Below are 20797 nucleotides of genomic sequence, written 5' to 3'. Positions count from 1 at the left end.
TTTTCGAAAATGCAAATTTTGTTAAATTTTGATCAAATATAGTATGATAACTCTTTAATTCCCAATTGCTATTGTGTTGTTTACATTTAACCTAAAATCTGGATTTCCTTTGATATTAGGAAGCGCAAATAAGTCATTAAGCTTAATTTTAGTAAATTCAATTCCGTTTGCAGGATTGCTGTAATAGCTTTTTATGCCAGAATTGTTACTTGTAGATTCGCTTTCAATTTCACCAGTACAATTATTAGCAACAACATTTTTAAAAGTAATTTTAGCCAAATTAGCTTCCCCATTTCCGATATTTCCTTCCAATAAAACAAAAGGGGAAAATCCAGAAATGACACTGTTGGTTAAATTGAAAAATGTATTTTCTTTAATGTACGCAGATTCTCTTACCAAGCCTTGATTGTTTTCTTCTAAATTAACCAATGTAATGTTGGTTGCATTAATTTTGGTCATTTTTTTGGTCATATCAGTATTAGCGACCTTCTCATAAGAATCTACCTCAAAACATCTTGAACCTGAAATATCCGAAGAAAATGGATGACGAATTGCAATACTATTGCTGATATTAATTTGAGCACCTTGTGTAAAATCAAAATCATCATCAGTCGTTCTGTATGAAATTAAATTACTCATATTCAAATCACCGCCATAACATTCGAAAGAATCATCGTTTGAAAAACTAATTTGTATATTACTAACAATTGTTTTTCTTCCAACACCTGCAAGAGAAAGTCCGTTTAATTCTTTTGAAGCACTCAGTTTTCTTCCCGCATATTCGATTCTCACATATTTTAAAATTCCAGAATTATCTTCAGCATCGGTACCTCCATAATGATTCAAATTTGCTTCTAGATCAAAAGGCAGAGTATGCATGCCTCCTAAAGAATTTATTGGAGCTTTTCCTAAAACAATGATTCCTCCCCAATCTCCTGGTTTTCTATTGTTTATTTCTTTTTCTGATGTAAAAATAATAGGATCTGTTTCCAGACCTTCTGCGATAATTTTTGAACCAGTTGTAATAACAAGAGTCCCGCAGGTTTTGTCGTCGCCTCGAATTACAGTTCCAGGTTCAATTGTCAAAGTTGCATTATTGTTAACGTAAACCACACCTACTAAATGGTAAGTATTACGCTTTAATAATTTGGTGTCTTTATCAATGTTTCCAGCGATTATATTAGTAGCTTCATTGTAGTCGTTAGCAGCAGGTTTAAAGTTCGTCCAATTGTTCATCCAGTTTGTATTTCCGATAATTCCTTTTGGCTGTTGCTGCGCTTGTGCGAAAAAGCTGATAGTGAATAGAATACAGGCAATACGTAATTTTGTTTTCATAACTATGATTTAAATTTCTAGTTGTTGATTTTTTTAATTTCCCCAAAATTAGAAGCCAAATGTTAATCAAAGCCCTGATGCTTATTACGAAAGCGTTATTATACTATTAAGAACGTTAAGTTTTTGAAAAGAAAAAAGAAACCCCAGCAGTATCAAACTGCTGGGGTTTATTACAATTTTTGAATTAGTAAGTTTTAAAATATTAGAATTTTAAAGCTACAGTCAATTCAAATTCGTCATTGATAGTTTTGTCTCCTAAACCTTCGAAGAAACTACCTGAACCGTATTTAATGTCGTATTTAGTTCTGTCAACTTTGAAAGCAGTTGTAGCAGTGTTTCCTTTTACAGTGATATCAAAAGTTACTGGTTTAGTAATTCCTTTGATAGTTAAATCTGCAGTTACAGTGTAAACGTCAGTAGATTTAGCACCAATAGTTTTGAAAACTAATTTTGAAGTTGGGAATTTTTCAGTTCCGAAGAAATCATCAGCTTTTAAGTGCCCGTTTAATTTTCCTTGGTATTCTCCAGTTAAATCGGTTGAAGTTAATGAAGTCATGTCAACAGTAAAACTACCACCAACTAATTTTTTTCCTTTGAAAACTACAGCTCCATCTTTGAAGTTTACAGTTCCAGAGTGCTCTCCAGTTACTTTTTTACCTACCCATTTAATAGTAGACGCTTTTACGTCAATTTTTTTAGTTTGAGCGTTTACTGAAATACCAGCTGCTGCTACGAATAATGCTATTGCAATAGTTTTTAAATTTTTCATGTTTTTTAAAATTAAAATTTGAATTTGATTAATAAATAATTATAGTGTGATAAATAATTCTTCGTGAGATTTTCTAACTTTTTTAAAGTGCTGTGTATTGTCTTCTTCGTGTCTGTAACCTACAGTTGCAATTACAGAAGCATTTAAACCTAATTTATCGAAACCTAAAATTTCGTTGAATTTAGCAGCATTGAAACCTTCCATTGGAGTAGCATCAATTTTTAATTCAGCAGCAGCATTTAATAAGTTTCCTAAAGCTAAATACGTTTGTTTTGCCGTCCAAATATGTTTTGCTTCTACAGGTAAATTTGAGATTACACCTTTCATCATATCGCTGAATCCTCCTAATGCATCTGCAGGAACACCTCTTGTTTCGCTGATAGTGTTGATGTATTTGTCAACAGAAGCTGCATCAAGGTTTAAATCGTTAGCAAAAATAAATAGGTGAGAAGCATCAGTAATTTGTGCCTGCCCGTAAGCTGCGCCTTTTAATTGCTCTCTTAATTCTGGATTTTCAACGATAATTACTTTGTAAGGTTGTAATCCGTAAGAAGAAGCGCTTAATCTAACTGCTTCTTTCAGGGTGTTTAAATCATCAGATGATATTTTTTTTGAAGCATCAAATTGTTTTGTTGCATAACGCCAATTTTGATTTTCTAAGAAATTGCTCATAGTATTAATTTATTTATTGGTTCTGTATTTTTCTAATAATTGATTTAAGAAAGTTAATTCTTCTGGCTTTAAATTGTCAGCAAACGTTTTCTCATGTTCGTCTACTTTCGGATCTAATTCTTTTAAAACATCTAATCCTTTTTGAGTAATCAAAACTTCAATTTTTCTTCGATTATCCGGACAAACATTTCTAGTTACAAACTCTTTCAATAATAATTTGTCTACCAGCCGCGTTGTGTTGCTTGTTTTAGCAAGCATTCGCTCTTGTATTACGCACATATTGGCAGGTTTTCCTTTTTGCCCTCTTAATATACGTAACACATTATATTGTTCTCCAGATAAATCATACGGTTTAATTAACTCGTTGAAATGATCCTGAATCACATTCTGCGTGTACATGATATTCAGAATAACTTTTTTCGCATTATCCATCTTAACCGTACTCTTAATAACCTCTTCAATTGTCATAGTCGTAAGTGTATAATTTGTATATACAAATGTAGAAATTTTAATAGTTGTATATACAAATGTTGTGTTAATTTTTTGTTAATGTGTTTAAATGCGGTTTTCGAAGAACGTATTGTATAATTTTCAGAGAATAAAAGTACTATAATTTTTTAGCGTAAACTATTGATATGATGTTGTTTAATGATTTTTTAAAATCAAAAAGTAATTATGGCTCGAAAAAACATCAGATAATCTTTTGTAAGATAGTTTTTAAGCAAGCAGATTTTCAAATTCATCAGAGTTTACGATTTATTGGAATTCAGACAAAAGAAAACCTTTTGCAATTTGTTTGAAATTGACAATTTCTGTACTTATCCAAGCTTCATCATGACCAAGTTCTTTGGCAATTATTCTTGCCGTTTTTTCTGCAGCTTCAATTGCAGCTCTGGCATCTAAGAATAATAATCGTACTCGTCTTGCCAATATATCATCAGTAGTTCTTGCCATTTCATAGCGAATCGCCCAAACGACTTCTGCCATTGTAAAATCGTAATCAGGATGCAGTTTTTCTTTTAACTCCAGTTCGTTTTCTTGTAATTCGAGTATTTTTGGAATATCAGAACCATATATATATAGGTGATTTTCTCTATCGAGAGACGTTGTAGGTTTATTTCCGTGAATAGAAAGATGCTCAGTAACGCATTCCTTTTTTGTTAATTTTCCCGTTTTAATAGCTTTGTCTATTAGGTCTTCGGCAATTTTTCTGTAAGTTGTCCATTTTCCTCCAGTAATGGTAATAAGCCCAGTTTCAGAAACAATTATTTTATGGCTTCTAGAAACTTCTTTGGTACTTTTTCCTTCTTCTTTTGGGGCGGCCAACGGGCGCAAACCTGCAAAAACCGATAATACATCTTTTCGTGTTGGTTTTTTGGCTAAGAATCGTTGTGCTGTTTCTAAAACAAATTGAATTTCAGTTTCTAAAGCAATTGGTTCTAAACTTTGTTTTTTTATTAAAGTATCCGTCGTTCCAACCACAACATGATTGTGCCACGGAACAGCAAACAAAACTCGTCCATCTTTTGTTTTCGGAATCATTAAGGCATTTTCACCTGGCAAGAAAGATTTATCAAATACTAAATGGATTCCCTGACTTGGAACAATATATTTTTTGTAAACTGTATCATTGAGTTTCATGATAGCGTTTGTAAAAACTCCAGTTGCGTTTATAATGGCAGCACCTTTTAGACTATATTTAATTCCGGTTTCTAGATCTTGAGCTTGAACACCAATTATTTGATTTTTATCGTCCTTTAGTAAATTGACAACTTTTACATAATTTAAAACGCAGGCTCCATTCTCCACAGCAGTCTGAGCCATGTTAACTGCTAGACGAGAATCATCAAATTGACCATCGTGATAAATAACACCATTTTTCAATCCGATTTCTTCGACGTTTGGAAGCAATTCAATTGTTTTCTTTTTCGAAAGATATTTAGAACCTCCTAAACTCAGGCGGCCCGATAATAAATCGTAAATTTTTAATCCGAAAGTGTAAAAATAGCCGCCAAACCAATGGTAATTTGGAATAACAAAAGATTGATTTTTGACCAAATGATTGGCATTTTGAAGCATTAAGCCTCGTTCTTTTAAAGCTTCTCTTACCAAATGAATATTTCCCTGTTCCAAATAACGCACCCCGCCATGAACCAGTTTTGTACTTCTGCTTGAAGTTCCTTTTGCAAAATCTACAGCTTCTAATAAAATTGTTTTATAACCTCGGCTGGCAGCATCAATTGCAGTTCCTAAACCGCTAGCTCCACCGCCAATTATGATTACGTCCCATTTTTGTGTATTTTGTAATTGAGATAACTGTTCGGAACGATTCATGTTTTTGTTTTCTAGGAAATGTTGTTCGAAAGCAAACTTAACGAAATGAAATTAATAATCGATGAAGAAAAGTTTTTTGGTTTTTATTTGTTTCGGGTTTCAAGTTTTAAGTTTCAGGTTTCAGGTTTTCAAGTTTCAAGTTTCGCGTGATAGTGAAAGCTATAACGAGATGGGAAGTTCTATGAAGAAACGAATCTTTTTATTCCGTAGGAATATTTCGTCGGTAACAAATGATAATATGGTTTGCATGGTGTCCTGTAGGGACACATGATTTATGAAAATAATGCATTTGAAATAATGTATCAAACGTTCCTACGGAACGTGTAATGGCAATCACATTTAATTTCTACCAACGAGACATTCCTACGGAATGAATCTTTTCTTAAAGAATAAACCCGACAGGTTTTTAAAACCTGTCGGGTTTATGTTATGTTAAGTTAACTTGAAACTTGAAACATGAAACCTGAAAAAAAACAAAATCTTAATGAGGCAATTTATCCTTAATCAAACCATAAAACCAAGTTCCTGCAATAGCACTTAATAAAGTAACGATGATTACAGTTGCGCCAGTTCCAATCTGAGCGAAAAGAGGACCTGGGCAAGCGCCAGTAATCGCCCATCCAAAGCCGAACATAAGTCCGCCGTAGATTTGTCCTTTGTTGAAATCTTTAGGCTGAATCTCGATTTTTTCGCCTTGAAGCGTTTTGATATTGAATTTTTTAATGATGAAAACAGAAACAACGCCTACTGCAACCGCGCTTCCAATTACGCCATACATAAAGAAAGACTGCAGATGAAACATTTCCTGAATACGAAACCAGCTGATAATCTCTGCTTTTACAAATACAATCCCGAAAAAGATTCCGACGATTAAATATTTAAGGTTTGATAGACTGCTTTCTTTTTTCTGACTTGCGTTGATTCCTTCGCTATCTATATTTTTATTTTCTAAATTATTCATTTTTGAAATTTTAAAGTGAAAGAATATAAGGTAAAATCAAAAGGGACATTACAAAACCTCCAATCATAAAACAGATTGTGGCTACCAGTGAAGGCCATTGTAAGTTTGATAATCCCATAATCGCATGTCCGCTAGTACATCCGCCCGCATAACGAGTTCCGAAACCAACTAAAAACCCGCCCACGACAATCATAATAAATCCGCGAAGCGTTAATAAACTCTCCCAAGAAAATAATTGCGAAGGAACTAGACCAGTATGATCTGTAATTCCATAACCTGCCAATTGTTCTGAAAGCTCTGGAGTAATTACAACCGCATTCGGATTCGATAAAAAGTAAGCTGCAATTACACCGCCAAGAAATATTCCGAAAACAAAAAATAAATTCCAGCTTTCTTTTTTCCAGTCATACTTAAAAAACGAAATATTTGACGGAATACAAGCCGCGCAAATATGACGAAGAGAAGAACTAATCCCGAAAGATTTATTTCCGATAATTAATAAAATTGGAACAGTCAATCCAATCAACGGACCTGCAACATACCAAGGCCATGGTTCTTTGATGATTTCTAGCATATTTTTTAGGTTCTAAGTTGCTAAGATTCTAAGGTACTAAGTTAAAGGTTGAAAATCTTAGAACCTTAGAATCTTAGTAGCTCAGCATCTTTAAATTATTTTAATACTTTACTCTGACAAACAAAATCTGATTTTGGAAGATTTGTTTTTGAAATGGCTCCAAAACCGCCTTCAACTTCAGAAAAATTTCTAAATCCGCGTGCCTGTAAAATAGAAGCAGCAATCATACTGCGGTAACCACCTGCACAATGAAGATAAAAATGCTCATTCGGATTAATGTCTTTTACCCAGTCATTAATATAAGCCAAAGGTTTGCTGTAAGCATCTTCAATATGTTCGGCTGCGTATTCTGTTTCTTTACGAATATCGATTATTTTATCTGTCTCGATATTTACTTCGTTTGCAAACTGTTCAGCTGTAATTCGGTTTACGGTATCTGTTTCAAAACCTGCATCTTGCCAAGCTTCAAATCCGCCTTCTAAATGCCCAATAATAGTATCAAAACCTACACGGCTTAAACGTGTTACGGTTTCTTCTTCCATTCCATCAGCTGTAATCAATATAATAGGCTGCTTTACATTTGCAATTAAAGTTCCAACCCACGGCGCAAAATCACCATTAATTCCGATATTAATAGACTGCGGAATAAATCCTTTGCTAAAATCGGCAGCACTTCTGGTATCCAAAATTAAAGCGCCAGTTTCTTCTGCAACAGCTTCAAATTCTTTTACATTTATAGCTTTCATTCCGTTGTTTAAAACCGATTCAAAACTTTCGTAACCTTGCTTGTTCATGGCAACGTTCATGCTGAAATAGGCAGGAGGAGGCAATAATCCATCCGTTACTTCTTCAATAAATTCAGCTTCGGTCATATTGGCGCGCAAAGCATAATTTGTTGCTTTTTGGTTCCCGATAGTCGAAACAGTTTCTTTACTCATGTTTTTTCCGCAGGCACTTCCGGCTCCATGCGCAGGATAAACAATTACATCATCAGCCAGAGTCATAATTTTATTTCTTAAAGAATGAAATAAAATTCCAGCCAATTGATCTTGTGTCATTCCCGCAGCTTTTTGTGCTAAATCTGGACGGCCGACATCTCCAATAAATAAAGTGTCACCAGAGAAAATAGCGTGATCTTTTCCGTTTTCATCAATCAATAAAAAAGTGGTGCTTTCCATAGTATGCCCAGGAGTGTGCAATACCTTAATAGTCACTTTTCCGATTTTAAATTCTTGTCCGTCTTTTGCAGAAATGCAGTCAAATTCGCAGGCTGCGTTTGGTCCGTAAACGATTGGAGCTCCAGTTTCTTTACTTAAATCGACGTGGCCCGAAACGAAATCGGCGTGAAAATGTGTTTCAAAAATGTATTTCAATTTTACGGCATCGCGTTCTAAACGATCTAAGTAAGGCTGTATTTCTCTAAGCGGATCGATAATGGCCGCTTCGCCATCTGAAGTAATATAATAAGCACCTTGTGCTAGACATCCGGTGTAAATTTGTTCTATTTTCATGATATGAAATCTAAAATATGTGGGATACAAATGTACTGCTGTTTTCTCAGAAAATAGGTGACTAATGTTACAGAAATTTGATTTCTGTTAAAAAATAACATTGATTTTATCATACAGGTTATATAAAGTGATTTAAAGTTGAGCAATTAAGCTTTTACTTCTAATTTTGCATATGACGAATGTCATTTTAAGAAAAAAAATATTCAGTTACTATGAACACAAAAGACTTATTAGATCAAATTGCTTTTATAAAAGAAATTGATAAAGTAAAATACATTCAGCGTAAAACAAAGTTATTTAACAGCGACCGATGCGAAAATGATGCTGAACACAGCTGGCATTTGGCATTGATGGCAATTGTTTTGGCAGAACATTCAGATGAGCCGATTGATGTTTTAAAAGTCGTTAAAATGGTTCTCATTCATGACATTGTCGAAATTGATGCTGGAGACGTTTTTATGTACGACACCATAAAAAATCATTTAAATACAGATGAAGAACGATTAGCTGCTAATCGAATCTTTGGTTTACTGCCTAAAAACCAAGCTGAAGAATTTATTGCTATTTGGGAAGAATTTGAAGCTGGTGAAACCAATGAAGCTAAATTTGCAAAATCGATGGATCGTCTAGAACCTTTATTACAAAACACCTCTAACAATGGTGGAACTTGGAAAGAATTTGACGTGAAGTATGACAAGGTTTATGAGAAGAAAAGCGTAATTAAAAATGGTTCAAAATCATTGTGGAATTATGCTGAAGGTTTGATTAACGATAGTGTAGAAAAAGGGATTTTGAAGAAATGATTTTTTTAAAACCATATAAGTGATATAAGTAAATATAAATTGGAGGTAACTTTGACAAAGATGCAGCGTTTACTTATGAGTTTAAAAAAATTACCGCAAAAACTAAATCAAACTTATATCACTTATATGGTTCAAAAATTTAGAAATAAACTCTTGTTTTAGGGGGTAATTCGGGTTTTAATGGGTAAATTTGTGGAACTTCATAAACAAATTACCTATTATGGAAGAAATGCTCTTTTATGATCGAATGCAATTTGCCTTCACCATTACTTTTCATTATCTTTTTCCTCAGCTTACAATGGGCCTTTCGCTCATCATTGTTTACTTCAAATGGAAATACTTAAAAACCAATAACGAACAATACAATCACGCCACCCATTTCTGGATGAAAATCTTTGCCCTGAATTTTGCAATGGGCGTTGTAACTGGAATTCCCATGGAGTTTCAATTTGGAACCAACTGGGCCAAATTCTCTGAATTAACGGGCGGAATTATTGGTCAGACGCTCGCGATGGAAGGAATGTTTTCTTTCTTTCTCGAATCTTCGTTTCTCGGAATATTTTTATTTGGAGAAAAACTCCTCGGGCATAAATGGCATTTTGTAACTGGAGTATTAATCATGATTGGTTCTTGGGCAAGTGGTTATCTTATTATTGCCACACATTCTTGGATGCAGAATCCTGTGGGTTATGAAATTCTAGAAAACGGAAAGTTTGTATTAACCAATTTCAAAGCTTTATTTTTAAATCCTTGGCTTTGGCCTTCTTATCTTCATAATCAAGCAGCTTCTTTGGTTACAAGTTCTTTTGTTGTGGCTGGAATCGGGGCTTTTTATATTTTGAGTAAAAAAAATGTTTCTTTTGGGAAATTGTTCTTGAAAACAGGCGTGATATTCGGGTTGATTTCGAGTATAATTGTGGCTGTGCCGACTGGAGATTTACTGGCAAAAAATGTGGTCAAATACCAGCCGGTAACTTTTGCAGGAATGGAGGGGATTTTTCATACCGAGAAAAGAGGTTCTGAAATTGTTTTAATTGGCCAGCCTGACGTAAAAGATAAAAAACTGGATAATAAAATTGCGGTTCCTAATATTTTGAGTTTCCTGACTTATGGAAATTGGGATCAGGAAATAAAAGGTTTAGATCAGTTTGAAGAAGATCTGCATCCGACAAATATTTCAGGATTGTATTATGCCTATCATATTATGGTTGGACTTGGAACAGTTTTTATCGGTTTAATGGTAATTTCTCTTTTTCAATTGGTTAGAGGAAAATTGTATCAAACCAAATGGATTTTATGGTCACTAATGTTCATGATGCCATTTCCCTATATCGCAAATACAACAGGCTGGTACACGGCCGAATTAGGGAGACAGCCTTGGTTGGTTTATAATTTACTGAGAACAACAGCGGGAGCTTCGCCAACGGTTTCTTCTGGAAATACTTTGTTCACATTGCTTGGATTCATAGGATTGTATCTTTTGCTTGGAATGCTGTTTTTACTTTTAATTGGAAAAATTATCAATAAAGGACCGCATCACGTGGAACTTTCAACAGAAAAAATATAAGTATGGAATTTTTTTGGTACGTAGTTTTAATGGGAATCCTGGCAGTTTATCTGGTTTTAGACGGCTACGATTTTGGTGCAGGAATTATTCATTTGTTTTTTGCAGATACAGAGCGAGATAAAAAAGTAATTACAAACTCAATTGGACCTTTTTGGGATGCTAATGAGGTTTGGCTGATTGCAGCCGGAGGTGTTTTGTTCTTTGCATTTCCGACTTTATATGCTTCTTCTTTCAGCGGATTTTATCTGCCGTTGATTATGATTTTATGGCTTTTGATTTTTCGTGCAATTGGGTTAGAAATGCGCGGACAGGTGCATCATCCCATGTGGGAAAGTATTTGGGATAAAGCTTTCGGAATTGCCAGTTTGCTTTTGGCTTTGTTTTTTGGAATTGCTTTAGGAAATATCGTTCGCGGGGTCAATCTTGGAATGGTGCAGAATGGCGTTTCTACACAAGAAGCACATTTTTTCTTTCTGCCTTTGTGGAATCCAACTTTTAGTCCGCAGGCCAATGAGCTGGGAATTATCGATTGGTTTACGCTTTTCTTAGGAATTGTAAGTACTGTAGCTTTAACTATTCACGGGGCAAACTGGATTATTTATAAAACAAATTCATCTCTGAATCCGAAATTGAAAAAAGTAGTTTTTGCCTTGAATATTGTTTTGCTGGTTTTAGTTTGTATTTCATTGCAGATTTGGCATTTTATCGAGCCTAAACCATTTCATAATTTTGTTGAAAATCCGATTTTATGGTTTTTTCCTTTAATGACTTTTGTTGGAATTTTAGGATTATTCAAAGTTCGCTCGTTTAAAAAAGATGGTCACGGATTTCTGTTTTCGACTTTGTTTTTAGTTGGCGGGTTTGCGTCGACAGCAGTTTCAATTTTTCCGAATGTTTTGCCTTCAACAAATAAAGTAAATCCGTCTTTAACGATTTACAACACTGCCGCTCACGAATACGGATTAAATGCTGGTTTGAGCTGGTTTTTTATCGCTCTATTTTTAGTGATTGTTTATTTTGTTATTCAATATCGTGTTTTCAGCGGAAAAATGGATGATATTGGGTATGGAGAGCATTAATTTTTATAAATGCTGATTCACGAATTTTAATTATTTGATTATATGAATTGCCTCCAGTTTTAACTGGAGGTTTTTTTATTGAAAGGTGAGAATGCTTTAGCCAAATAAAAAGTTTGGCTAAAACCTAGACTCAAATTTCTTTATCTCCAGATGGAGACAATTGTTAAAAATCTTTAAAACCAAAAAAAATCATTCACTCAAGTGTGCGTTAGGGATAGGAGCGGTATCCTTTTTCTTGTTTCTTTAACAAGGAAAAGATACAAGCGGATAGCCCGGCCGGAGGAAACGCCCAAAATATAAATCTCCTAAATCAGGACATTTTATAAGTAATAAAAGAGGTAAATTATTATTAAAGATTTAATTACAACTTATAGTTATATTCTATAATTTTCTATTGTAGGAAAAAAAAGAAGTTAATGCTTAATATTGCGTATCTAAGAATTATTCCCCTAATATTCTTTAAAAATGATTTCTACTATAACTTTTAAATCTATTTTTACCTACTAATTAATTATGTCTTTAACAATTTTTCGCGACAAGATTAGATTTCATTACAAATCTAAAAATTGGCAGTATCAATTTGATGAAATAAAAGAGATTGGACTGCTGAAAAAAAAGAAAAAATACTTTTTAGAAAATAGTGTTTTTATTGCCGTTACAGCTGTTACTTATTATTGCATGATTTTCTCTGATATAATAGATGTGTATTACATTATTCCCGCAGTTTTGTGTTACAGTCTTGTTATAATCGCTTGGTTTAGAGAAAAAACGGAGTTTAACTATTTTGTGTTTGTAAAGGATGTTTACAAAAATAAAATAAGAACCAAAATCAAGGCAGAGGATCGGGTTTTGATAAGTAGACAAATAGATCATTTTTTAGATCTTCAGTTTGAGCGAAGTATTGGAAGAACCGCTTAAATTTAAAATTCAAGGATGTTTGTAATTGATATTTTCCATTATGATTTTGTTTTCATAATGGGAGCTTTGATGTGTAGTTATTTATTGCAAAAAGGAAAAATTAACGAAAAAACAATGCTTCAGAAATTAGTAGTATGAAGCAATACTAGAATACCCAAAAATAAGTATAGTTACGCTGTTTAACCAACGGCTGGCTGTTTTAACTATACATGACCCCAAATCAGAAAAATTATGGCCGCAACAATTAAAAACAAAATTAAAAACATTAGAGAGTTAAAGAATTATACTCAGGAATATATGGCAGAAAGATTAGGTGTAACACAAGCAGGTTACAGTAAAATTGAAAAAGGGAAGACTTCTTTGAGTTATGAGAAATTGGTTGAAATTGGAAGAATTTTAGATGTCAGTGTAGAGGATATAATTAGTTTTGATTACGATAAATACTTTAACAATTTTAATAAAATAACAGGAAACAACAACGGAAGCATTTTGATAAATGCTGATAATTCTTCGATTTTAAAAGAGCTTTACGAAGACAAAATCAAACTTCTGGAAAAACTTCTCAACCGAACAGAACATGAGCTTGAACGCTATAAAGAGAGGTTTGGAGAGATTTAAGAAATACACTTTTTAGTTTCATCTTTGTCAAAGTGTATAACTTTGACAAAGATTACTCTACAAGTAAAACTAAATTCAAAATATTTAAATAAAAATCTAAACAGATTGGCAATCCGTTTTAAATTTTAAAAGTTAAAACAAACTTCTTTTGCAATAATGTAAATTCCCATTACAAGTACAAACCATCCAAAAAGAGGTTTGAGTTTTGCACCATCGATTTTTTTAGAAAGCTGGCTTCCAATAATCATTCCGATTAAAGCCATTGCCGAAACGCTTAATAGAAAAGTATAATTGATTGGTGTTCCTATATATAAATCGCCTGCAAAGCCTATTGACGAATTAATGGTAATAATTAGTAATGAAGTGCCGACTGCCTGCTTCATTGGTAAATTGGCAAAGAAAAGAAGCGCAGGAATAATTAAAAATCCACCGCCAGCGCCAAGAAATCCCGTGACGATTCCCACTAAAAAGCCAATTAAACTAAGCTGCAAATAATTGGTTTCTGTTGTTTTTATCTCAGGCTGATTTTTTTTAATCATCGAAATTGCTGCCGTAATCATTAATATGGAAAAGATTATCATGATCAGAAAATCTTTTGAAACCGTATAAGAGGCAACTGAAAATAAAGTCGCGGCAATTTGAGGAAAAATTACTTCGCGGATAATTAATATGGAAATTACAGAGGGAACTGCAAAATACAACGCCGATTTCAGTTTGAGATTTCCCATTTTGTAATGGCTGTAACTTCCTGATAAAGCCGTTAATCCCACAATAAATAGGGAATATGAAGTTGCCTGATCTGGATTTACTTGAAATAAATAAACTAGAATAGGAATAGTCAAAATAGAACCGCCGCCGCCAATTAAGCCAAGCGAAATTCCGATTATGATTGAAGCAAAATAGCCTAAATATTCCATTGCATTTCTTTTAATGCAAAGTTGCTTCGGAAATTAGAATCCTACAGTAACATTTATCACAGAAGGAATTTTAAAGACGAATTTCACAAATTTTCACGGATTATTCTGTCTGCATAAATTTAAATCCTATGTGCAGTAATGAAAGTAAAACACCTTTTTTAAAATTACTAAAGCTCTATTTCTATGTGTTTAATACTAATAAAATATTTTGTCACATTGAGTGAAGTCGAAATGCGATGTGCAATATCTATCGAAGCCTCGGGACGCTCGAACTGACAATCGTTTTAAGAAATAAATTATTGGAATTAGTGTTAATTCGTTAAATTAGTGTTTAATAACTCAATCTGGTTTCGGTTTAGTTTCACCAGACCGCGTTGTTCCATTTTTTTTAATAATCGAGAAATCACTTCGCGGGAAGTATTTAATTCCGTTGCAATTTCTTGGTGTGAAAGATTGACTTCAGAACAGCCGCAGGCATCAGAATGCCTTTTTAGGTAAAACTCCAAACGTTCGTCCATAGAACGGAAAGCGATATTATCGACTACTTCCAGCACTTCTTCAAAACGGCTTCTATAGGTTTCAATTACAAATTCGTACCAGCTTCTGTGTTCCATCATCCATTTGTCCATTAATTGCAGTGGAATCATCATTACAGAAACGTCTTCTACAACTTTCGCCATAATCTGGCTTTTCTCACTTTTTGCGGTGCAGATCATAGAAATGGCGCAGGCTTGGCCAGGTTGTAAATAATACATTAGGAATTCGCCGCCATCTTCGCCTTGACGATAAATCTTTATTTTTCCTTTGGTTATTAAAGCGGTATTTTTGATATACTGCCCCATACGCATTAGTATTGTTCCAGCTTCAAAATCCTGCAGGCTTCCGTTTTCTTCTATAGTAGCGATAAGTTCGTTGGAGAAATTGGGAAATATGGTTTTTAAGGAATTTTGCATTGCTATAATAATTTTGGCACCTCGATCGGAGTCGAGATGTTTGCGGTTTTCGACTCTGCTCAAACTGACAGATGATACTTTTGGTTTCTAAATTTTTATCAAAAAGAGATTTAAAATTGTAATTGTTTGCAAAGATAATAGTTTGATTTGGGATTCATTGTCATAAAATTAGATTTAAGATGTATTTAGCGGAAATGAAAAAATCCTATTTTCTACCGATTTTGTAGACTGAATTTTTAAAAATAGTAAGTAAATTTGTAAATCACTGATTATAATACTTTCTCTAAAACGTTTTCTGAGAATAATAATCGAAATCGCATTTGGTACGTTTTTTATAAATAGAAACGTCGTAATTTTACAAAAACACATTTTATTATGAATTTATCACAAGAAGATTGGGTTGCTCAGTTAGAAGCTGACGAAAATGCAGTTATACTTGACGTAAGAACTGAAGACGAATTTAATGACGGCTATATTGAAAATGCTTTAAACATTGACATCAATAAGGGTCAGGGGTTCATTTACGAAATCGAAGAATTAGACAAAAATAAAAATTACTATGTATACTGCCGTTCTGGAGCTAGAAGTGCAAAAGCATGTCAGATCATGAACGAACTAGGTATCGAAAATGCCTACAATCTGCTTGGCGGAATCCTGGATTGGGAAGGCGAAACAGTACAACCATAAAAGAAGAAGAGGCATATAAAGGCCTCTTTTTTCTTTTGAAAATAGAATTACCAGACCATTAAACAAACCAAATTATGAGTTTTATACCAGAAGAATATCAGATTAATACGCTGATAAATCAAGATACTTATCTTGTAAACGGAGAATTGAAACAATGGACAGGGCAAACCACACCTGTGTTTTCTACTATTTCTTCAACAGAAAAATATTCGCCGACTTTATTAGGATCTATTCCTTTTATGGGAGAAAAAGAAGCGGCGGAAGTTGTCGAAGCTGCAACCAATGCATACGATATGGGTCAGGGCTTATGGCCGACTATGAAAGTAGCAGATCGCATTAAGTGCATGGAAAATTTTGTGAAACAAATGAAGGAAACCCGCGAAGAAGTGGTTAAACTTTTGATGTGGGAAATTGGAAAAAATCTTGGAGATTCACAAAAAGAATTCGACAGAACGGTAGAATATATTTACGATACTATTGCCAGTTATAAAGAATTAAATGGACGCAGTTCGCACTTCGAAAAAGTACAGGGTGTAAACGCCATGATTCGCCGCGGACCTCTTGGAGTTGTATTGTGTCTTGGACCTTACAATTATCCTCTTAATGAAACTTTTTCATTGTTGATCCCAGCTTTAATCATGGGAAATACAGTGATTTTTAAACCTGCGAAACATGGTGTTTTATGTATTACACCATTATTAGAAGCGTTTAGAAGCAGTTTCCCAAAAGGGGTAATTAATATTGTTTATGGCAGAGGACGTGAAGTGGCTTCTCCAATTATGAAATCTGGAAAAATTGATGTTTTGGCATTAATTGGAAATAGTAAATCGGCGATTGCTTTACAAGATCAGCATCCAAACAAAAATAGACTGCGTTTGATTTTAGGTTTAGAAGCTAAAAATCCAGCGATTATTTTACCAGATGCCGACTTAGATTTGGCAATCCAAGAATGTATTGCGGGAACTTTATCTTTTAACGGACAACGCTGTACGGCTTTAAAAGTATTATATGTTCACGAATCTGTTAGAGAAGAATTCAATAAACGCTTTTCTGAAAAAGTAGATAGTTTAATTTTTGGAAATCCTTGGGAAAAAGGAGTTTCTTTAACACCGCTTCCAGAAACCGAAAAACCAAGTTACATTCAGGGATTAATAGATGATGCAACTAGTAAAGGAGCGAAAATCATTAATGAAAAAGGAGGAAAGCATACTGATAATTATATTTTTCCAGCGGTTTTATATCCAGTTAACAAGGAAATGCGCGTTTATCACGAAGAACAATTTGGACCAGTTATCCCTGTACTTTCATTCAAAGATATCAAAGAACCTTTAAATGATATGGCAGAATCTAACTACGGACAACAGGTGAGTTTGTTTGGTAAAGATATAAAAACGCTTGCCCCGCTTATTGATTCCTTGGTAAACTTAGTTTGTAGAGTAAACCTCAACAGTTCTTGCCAAAGAGGACCAGATGCGTTTCCGTTTACAGGCCGCAAAGATTCGGCTGTAGGAACATTAAGTATTCCAGATGCTTTGCGTTCTTTCTCAATTCGTACGTTTGTAGCTTCAAAAGATATCGATTATAATAATGAAATTTTGCAGGAATTGCTAAACAGCAAAGAATCGAATTTTATTAATACCGACTATATTTTGTAGNTTTTTTTTTAAATGTAAAATGTAAAATGTAAAATGTAAAATGTGAGATGTGAGATGTGAGATGTGAGATGTTAGAGCAGTCTTTTCACATCTAACATCTAACATCTAACATTTCACCATTAACAATTAATAATTAAATTTGTAACATTCGCAGAAAAGACACCACTAATCTGTTATCAAAAATTAATTTTAAAGACCTAAGAATAACTTATGGAAAAGAAAATATTGCAATTTGCAGTAATAGCATTTGTTTTTTTTGCCCAAAACAGCTTTGCCCAAGAGCTTTATATGCCAAGAAACATAAAAAAAGCTTACGCAGAAGGAACACGTTCTAAAGACGGAAAACCAGGAAAAAACTATTGGCAGAATCACGGAAAATACAATATGGAGATTTCGGTTGATCCGAAAACTAAAATTGTAAGCGGAACAGAAACAATTATTTACGAGAACAATAGTAAAGACACTTTAAAAAACTTGGCTATTCGTTTTGTAAACAACCTTCATAAGCCATCTGCACCTCGCGGAAGCTCTGTAAGCGACGATTTTTTAAGCGACGGCTTGACTATCACTTCATTAAAAATAGAAAATGAAGTTTACAAAGAAGATGCAAGAAACTGGGGAACAGTTGGAAATGTAAAATTGAAAAAGGCAATTTTGCCACATTCAAAAACCATCTTAAATATTCAATGGAATTATCCTTTGTCTAAAGAAAGTGGAAGAGAAGGACAGATTGACGAAACTACATTTTTTGTAGCCTACAGCTATCCACGTGTTTCGGTTTATGACGATTATAATGGCTGGGATAGGTTACCACATACAGACCGCCAAGAATTTTACAACGATTTTAATGATTACGTTTTCTCTGTAAAAGCTCCAAAAAACTATGTAGTCTACGCAACTGGAGATTTACTAAATCCAGATGAGGTTTTACAGCCAGAATTTGCCGCTCGATTAAAAAAATCCTACACGACAGATGAAATTCTGCATATTGCCAATGAACAAGAAATGAAAAGCGGTATTGTAACCAAGCAGTACGATTGGAATGTTTGGAAGTTTGAAGCCAAAAATATTTCAGATGTAACTTTTGGATTAAGCGATCATTACTTATGGGATGCCAGCAGTGTTGTAGTGGATAAAAAAACGAATCGCCGCGCAAGTGTTCAGGCAGCTTATGATATTAAAGGAACAGATTTTGTAAATTCAGTAAAAAACAATCAATATGCTTTAGATTGGTTTTCAAATAACTGGCCTGGAGTTCCATATCCGTTTTCTAAAATGACAGCTTTTCAAGGTTTCGCAGATATGGAATATCCAATGATGTGTAACGATTCGCAAATGGGAGATCCTGTTTTTGCACAATTGGTACAGGACCATGAAGTTGCACATACTTATTTTCCATTTTATATGGGAATCAACGAAACACGCTATGCTTTTATGGACGAAGGATGGGCAACAACTTTTGAATATTTAATTGGAATTGCAGAACATGGTAAAGAAGCAGCAGACAAATTTTATCAGGACTTTAGAGTAAAAGGATACATAAATGATCGATCTACGGAAGAAGATCAGCCGATAATTTCAATGTCTACACAAGTTTCTGGAGCAGGTTACGGAAATAACTCTTATGGAAAAGCATCACTTTCATATTTAGCTTTAAAAGATATGCTGGGCGATGAATTGTTCAAAAAGGCGTTGCACGCTTATATGGATACTTGGAATGGAAAACACCCTATTCCGTGGGATTATTTTAATTCATTTAATACTGCAACAGGGAAAAATCTAAACTGGTTCTTCAACAATTGGTTCTTCACTAATAATTATCTTGATATTGCAGTAAAGAATATTTCTTCGGATAATAAAATAATTACAGTAGAAAACATTGGAGGTTTTGCTATTCCTTTTGATGCAATTATTACTTATGCGGATAATTCAAAAGCAGTATTGCATCAGACTCCTTCAGTTTGGGAAAAGAATCAAAAAACAGCTAAAATTATTTTAAAAAGTACAAAAAAAATTAAGCAGGTACAACTTGACGGAGGTATTTTTATGGATGCCACTCCAGAAAATAACATTTTGCAGATCAAATAATTAAACGTTTTTTAAATATATTACAACGNAAAAAAAAATAGAAAGTGTAAGAAAGTTTCTTTAAAATAAATTAGGTTTGCAAAAAATAAACCTACTAATTTAATGAAAAAGACCTTTATTCTAATTGTTTTGTTGAAGACTTGTCAGTTTTTCGGGCAGAATGATCAAAAAACCACATTTCAAAAGAATAAATACGAATTAGCCCTTTCGTATTATAAAAAAGCTGATTTTGCAAAAGCTATTGATTTATTTTCTTTAGCTGCAAAAATTAAACCTGACAATGAAATAGCGGAAGAAGCTATCAAAAAAGTGGACACCTTACGTGATGTTTTAAGAAAAAATATCTTAGACCATGCAATAGGAACTTGGAAGAAAACTGGAAGTCATCCAGTTTGGGCAACTACATCTGCTAGTGTCGATAATCAGACTGATTTCGATGAATTTCTTGAAATTAATGAAAATGAAATTTTGTTTTTCGAAATTGATAGAAAAACCAAACAAAAGAAAATTCTAAAAACTGAGAATTTAGTTTATAATGATCAGAAGAATACCGTATCATTATATTCAGAAATCATACTTTCAGACGGAACGATTTGGAATTGCAGTATTAACGAAAAATCAAATGTATTGCATGTAATCAATGTAGCTGTTAAAACAGAAGAAGGTATCGAAAAAATAGATGAGGATAACTTGGAAAGTTACTACGTTAAGATATAATAGAAAGGGAATCAATTGATTCCCTTTTATTTTTTACAAGAATTTAAAGCCAAGCGAAAAATTTGTAATTCCTGTTTTAATTTCACCATCAGAAGAATCGATATCTGTTAAGCCAGCAAGATATCGTACGTCAAAAGTCAATTTCCATACATCAACTCCAACTCCGCCAATTATACTATGATTGTTCTTTTCTAATGCTATAGAATTGAGGTTATTATTTTTACTAATATCCGAATAATTTTTCCAGTTATACCCAACAAAAAGCCTCACATTTCCAACTTTACCCAGTGGTACAAGCTTGTACCCGGCAATTAACGAAGCGTCTGTCCCAGCTAGTTTAAATTCGGTTTCACCAATACCATCTTGATAAACACTGAAATTTGATTTCGAATAACCAAATTCACCCTGACCATAAAAAAGTAAAAGATTTACTCGGGCAAATGCCGCAAAACCAATTCCTGTGTTGGTGTGATCTGAACTAAAATTTTTTGCATTTACAGAAGTTATATTAGTTGAAATCTGAGGTCCGATTTGTATTAATTGCGCAAATCCGTTGACACAAATACATAAAAAAGCAGCTAAAAAGAAATTTTTCATAATGGAAGATATTTGATGTTGGTACTATAAAAATAATGATAA

Annotated in this window: 20 protein-coding genes; 9 read left to right on the top strand and 11 right to left on the bottom strand. The window is 33.6% G+C overall.

The window, feature by feature from the left end:
* Nucleotides 1–54: 54 nt before the first annotated feature.
* From ASE40_RS09925 to ASE40_RS09890, 8 genes are all read right to left on the bottom strand, one after another.
* Nucleotides 55–1335 carry a hypothetical protein gene (locus tag ASE40_RS09925; RefSeq protein ID WP_057116789.1) on the bottom strand — a complete coding sequence of 427 codons (1281 nt, stop codon included), beginning with the start codon at nucleotides 1333–1335 and terminating at the stop codon, nucleotides 55–57.
* 202 nt (nucleotides 1336–1537) lie between these two features.
* The gene (locus tag ASE40_RS09920) at nucleotides 1538–2104 is read right to left on the bottom strand and encodes a YceI family protein (RefSeq protein WP_057116788.1); all 567 of its coding nucleotides are present in this window, start codon (nucleotides 2102–2104) and stop codon (nucleotides 1538–1540) included.
* 39 nt (nucleotides 2105–2143) lie between these two features.
* A complete protein-coding gene (locus ASE40_RS09915) occupies nucleotides 2144–2776 on the bottom strand; it encodes an NAD(P)H-dependent oxidoreductase (RefSeq protein WP_057116787.1) in 633 nt (210 codons plus the stop codon).
* A gap of 9 nt (nucleotides 2777–2785) precedes the next feature.
* A complete protein-coding gene (locus tag ASE40_RS09910; protein ID WP_057116786.1) occupies nucleotides 2786–3244 on the bottom strand; it encodes a MarR family winged helix-turn-helix transcriptional regulator in 459 nt (152 codons plus the stop codon).
* Between the two features lie 288 nt (nucleotides 3245–3532).
* Nucleotides 3533–5110: a glycerol-3-phosphate dehydrogenase/oxidase gene (locus ASE40_RS09905; RefSeq protein WP_057116785.1), complete on the bottom strand. Its 1578-nt coding sequence runs from the start codon at nucleotides 5108–5110 to the stop codon at nucleotides 3533–3535.
* A 481-nt stretch (nucleotides 5111–5591) separates the two neighbouring features.
* Nucleotides 5592–6071: a DUF6691 family protein gene (locus ASE40_RS09900; protein ID WP_057116784.1), complete on the bottom strand. Its 480-nt coding sequence runs from the start codon at nucleotides 6069–6071 to the stop codon at nucleotides 5592–5594.
* A gap of 10 nt (nucleotides 6072–6081) precedes the next feature.
* Complete coding sequence (locus ASE40_RS09895) at nucleotides 6082–6645, bottom strand: YeeE/YedE family protein (protein WP_057116783.1); 564 nt, start codon at nucleotides 6643–6645, stop codon at nucleotides 6082–6084.
* A 95-nt stretch (nucleotides 6646–6740) separates the two neighbouring features.
* Nucleotides 6741–8156 carry an MBL fold metallo-hydrolase gene (locus ASE40_RS09890; RefSeq protein ID WP_057116782.1) on the bottom strand — a complete coding sequence of 472 codons (1416 nt, stop codon included), beginning with the start codon at nucleotides 8154–8156 and terminating at the stop codon, nucleotides 6741–6743.
* Nucleotides 8157–8368: 212 nt separating this feature from the next.
* Between ASE40_RS09890 and ASE40_RS09885 the strand changes: the two genes are divergently transcribed.
* The 5 genes from ASE40_RS09885 to ASE40_RS09865 all read left to right on the top strand — a co-directional run bounded on the left by ASE40_RS09885 (nucleotide 8369) and on the right by ASE40_RS09865 (nucleotide 13141).
* Nucleotides 8369–8959: an HD domain-containing protein gene (locus ASE40_RS09885; protein ID WP_057116781.1), complete on the top strand. Its 591-nt coding sequence runs from the start codon at nucleotides 8369–8371 to the stop codon at nucleotides 8957–8959.
* A 220-nt stretch (nucleotides 8960–9179) separates the two neighbouring features.
* Nucleotides 9180–10526 (top strand): cytochrome ubiquinol oxidase subunit I, encoded by a 1347-nt coding sequence (locus ASE40_RS09880; protein ID WP_057116780.1) that lies wholly within the window; start codon nucleotides 9180–9182, stop codon nucleotides 10524–10526.
* Between the two features lie 2 nt (nucleotides 10527–10528).
* Complete coding sequence (cydB, locus tag ASE40_RS09875; RefSeq protein WP_057116779.1) at nucleotides 10529–11605, top strand: cytochrome d ubiquinol oxidase subunit II; 1077 nt, start codon at nucleotides 10529–10531, stop codon at nucleotides 11603–11605.
* Between the two features lie 513 nt (nucleotides 11606–12118).
* Complete coding sequence (locus ASE40_RS09870) at nucleotides 12119–12523, top strand: hypothetical protein (protein WP_057116778.1); 405 nt, start codon at nucleotides 12119–12121, stop codon at nucleotides 12521–12523.
* Nucleotides 12524–12754: 231 nt separating this feature from the next.
* Nucleotides 12755–13141 (top strand): helix-turn-helix transcriptional regulator, encoded by a 387-nt coding sequence (locus ASE40_RS09865; RefSeq protein WP_057116777.1) that lies wholly within the window; start codon nucleotides 12755–12757, stop codon nucleotides 13139–13141.
* Between the two features lie 125 nt (nucleotides 13142–13266).
* Here ASE40_RS09865 and ASE40_RS09860 read toward each other — a convergent pair whose 3' ends face one another.
* Nucleotides 13267–14058 carry a sulfite exporter TauE/SafE family protein gene (locus ASE40_RS09860; RefSeq protein ID WP_057116776.1) on the bottom strand — a complete coding sequence of 264 codons (792 nt, stop codon included), beginning with the start codon at nucleotides 14056–14058 and terminating at the stop codon, nucleotides 13267–13269.
* Nucleotides 14059–14369: 311 nt separating this feature from the next.
* On the bottom strand, nucleotides 14370–15011 hold the full coding sequence (locus ASE40_RS09855) for a Crp/Fnr family transcriptional regulator (RefSeq protein WP_057117013.1): 642 nt from the start codon (nucleotides 15009–15011) through the stop codon (nucleotides 14370–14372).
* 375 nt (nucleotides 15012–15386) lie between these two features.
* Here ASE40_RS09855 and ASE40_RS09850 point away from each other — a divergent pair, with 375 nt between their 5' ends.
* The 4 genes from ASE40_RS09850 to ASE40_RS09835 all read left to right on the top strand — a co-directional run bounded on the left by ASE40_RS09850 (nucleotide 15387) and on the right by ASE40_RS09835 (nucleotide 20158).
* The gene (locus tag ASE40_RS09850) at nucleotides 15387–15698 is read left to right on the top strand and encodes a rhodanese-like domain-containing protein (RefSeq protein WP_057116775.1); all 312 of its coding nucleotides are present in this window, start codon (nucleotides 15387–15389) and stop codon (nucleotides 15696–15698) included.
* Between the two features lie 74 nt (nucleotides 15699–15772).
* Nucleotides 15773–17353 (top strand): NADP-dependent glyceraldehyde-3-phosphate dehydrogenase, encoded by a 1581-nt coding sequence (locus ASE40_RS09845; RefSeq protein ID WP_057116774.1) that lies wholly within the window; start codon nucleotides 15773–15775, stop codon nucleotides 17351–17353.
* A gap of 210 nt (nucleotides 17354–17563) precedes the next feature.
* Complete coding sequence (locus ASE40_RS09840; protein ID WP_057116773.1) at nucleotides 17564–19441, top strand: M1 family metallopeptidase; 1878 nt, start codon at nucleotides 17564–17566, stop codon at nucleotides 19439–19441.
* A 102-nt stretch (nucleotides 19442–19543) separates the two neighbouring features.
* Nucleotides 19544–20158: a tetratricopeptide repeat protein gene (locus tag ASE40_RS09835; protein ID WP_057116772.1), complete on the top strand. Its 615-nt coding sequence runs from the start codon at nucleotides 19544–19546 to the stop codon at nucleotides 20156–20158.
* 33 nt (nucleotides 20159–20191) lie between these two features.
* Here ASE40_RS09835 and ASE40_RS09830 read toward each other — a convergent pair whose 3' ends face one another.
* Complete coding sequence (locus tag ASE40_RS09830) at nucleotides 20192–20755, bottom strand: outer membrane beta-barrel protein (protein WP_057116771.1); 564 nt, start codon at nucleotides 20753–20755, stop codon at nucleotides 20192–20194.
* Nucleotides 20756–20797 lie beyond the last annotated feature (42 nt).

This window comes from Flavobacterium sp. Root935 (genome assembly GCF_001429295.1).
In the GTDB taxonomy this organism is placed as follows: domain Bacteria; phylum Bacteroidota; class Bacteroidia; order Flavobacteriales; family Flavobacteriaceae; genus Flavobacterium.
The sequence above is the reverse complement of the archived record's forward strand: the minus strand, read 5'-3'. Positions and strand labels throughout refer to the sequence as shown.

Excerpts from the sequence above, each read along its gene's own strand:
- ASE40_RS09925 (WP_057116789.1), bottom strand. The coding sequence starts at position 1,335 with ATGAAAACAAAATTACGTATTGCCTGTATTCTATTCACTATCAGCTTT.
- ASE40_RS09920 (WP_057116788.1), bottom strand. The coding sequence starts at position 2,104 with ATGAAAAATTTAAAAACTATTGCAATAGCATTATTCGTAGCAGCAGCT.
- ASE40_RS09915 (WP_057116787.1), bottom strand. The coding sequence starts at position 2,776 with ATGAGCAATTTCTTAGAAAATCAAAATTGGCGTTATGCAACAAAACAA.
- ASE40_RS09910 (WP_057116786.1), bottom strand. The coding sequence starts at position 3,244 with ATGACAATTGAAGAGGTTATTAAGAGTACGGTTAAGATGGATAATGCG.
- ASE40_RS09905 (WP_057116785.1), bottom strand. The coding sequence starts at position 5,110 with ATGAATCGTTCCGAACAGTTATCTCAATTACAAAATACACAAAAATGG.
- ASE40_RS09900 (WP_057116784.1), bottom strand. The coding sequence starts at position 6,071 with ATGAATAATTTAGAAAATAAAAATATAGATAGCGAAGGAATCAACGCA.
- ASE40_RS09895 (WP_057116783.1), bottom strand. The coding sequence starts at position 6,645 with ATGCTAGAAATCATCAAAGAACCATGGCCTTGGTATGTTGCAGGTCCG.
- ASE40_RS09890 (WP_057116782.1), bottom strand. The coding sequence starts at position 8,156 with ATGAAAATAGAACAAATTTACACCGGATGTCTAGCACAAGGTGCTTAT.
- ASE40_RS09885 (WP_057116781.1), top strand. The coding sequence starts at position 8,369 with ATGAACACAAAAGACTTATTAGATCAAATTGCTTTTATAAAAGAAATT.
- ASE40_RS09880 (WP_057116780.1), top strand. The coding sequence starts at position 9,180 with ATGGAAGAAATGCTCTTTTATGATCGAATGCAATTTGCCTTCACCATT.
- cydB (WP_057116779.1), top strand. The coding sequence starts at position 10,529 with ATGGAATTTTTTTGGTACGTAGTTTTAATGGGAATCCTGGCAGTTTAT.
- ASE40_RS09870 (WP_057116778.1), top strand. The coding sequence starts at position 12,119 with ATGTCTTTAACAATTTTTCGCGACAAGATTAGATTTCATTACAAATCT.
- ASE40_RS09865 (WP_057116777.1), top strand. The coding sequence starts at position 12,755 with ATGGCCGCAACAATTAAAAACAAAATTAAAAACATTAGAGAGTTAAAG.
- ASE40_RS09860 (WP_057116776.1), bottom strand. The coding sequence starts at position 14,058 with ATGGAATATTTAGGCTATTTTGCTTCAATCATAATCGGAATTTCGCTT.
- ASE40_RS09855 (WP_057117013.1), bottom strand. The coding sequence starts at position 15,011 with ATGCAAAATTCCTTAAAAACCATATTTCCCAATTTCTCCAACGAACTT.
- ASE40_RS09850 (WP_057116775.1), top strand. The coding sequence starts at position 15,387 with ATGAATTTATCACAAGAAGATTGGGTTGCTCAGTTAGAAGCTGACGAA.
- ASE40_RS09845 (WP_057116774.1), top strand. The coding sequence starts at position 15,773 with ATGAGTTTTATACCAGAAGAATATCAGATTAATACGCTGATAAATCAA.
- ASE40_RS09840 (WP_057116773.1), top strand. The coding sequence starts at position 17,564 with ATGGAAAAGAAAATATTGCAATTTGCAGTAATAGCATTTGTTTTTTTT.
- ASE40_RS09835 (WP_057116772.1), top strand. The coding sequence starts at position 19,544 with ATGAAAAAGACCTTTATTCTAATTGTTTTGTTGAAGACTTGTCAGTTT.
- ASE40_RS09830 (WP_057116771.1), bottom strand. The coding sequence starts at position 20,755 with ATGAAAAATTTCTTTTTAGCTGCTTTTTTATGTATTTGTGTCAACGGA.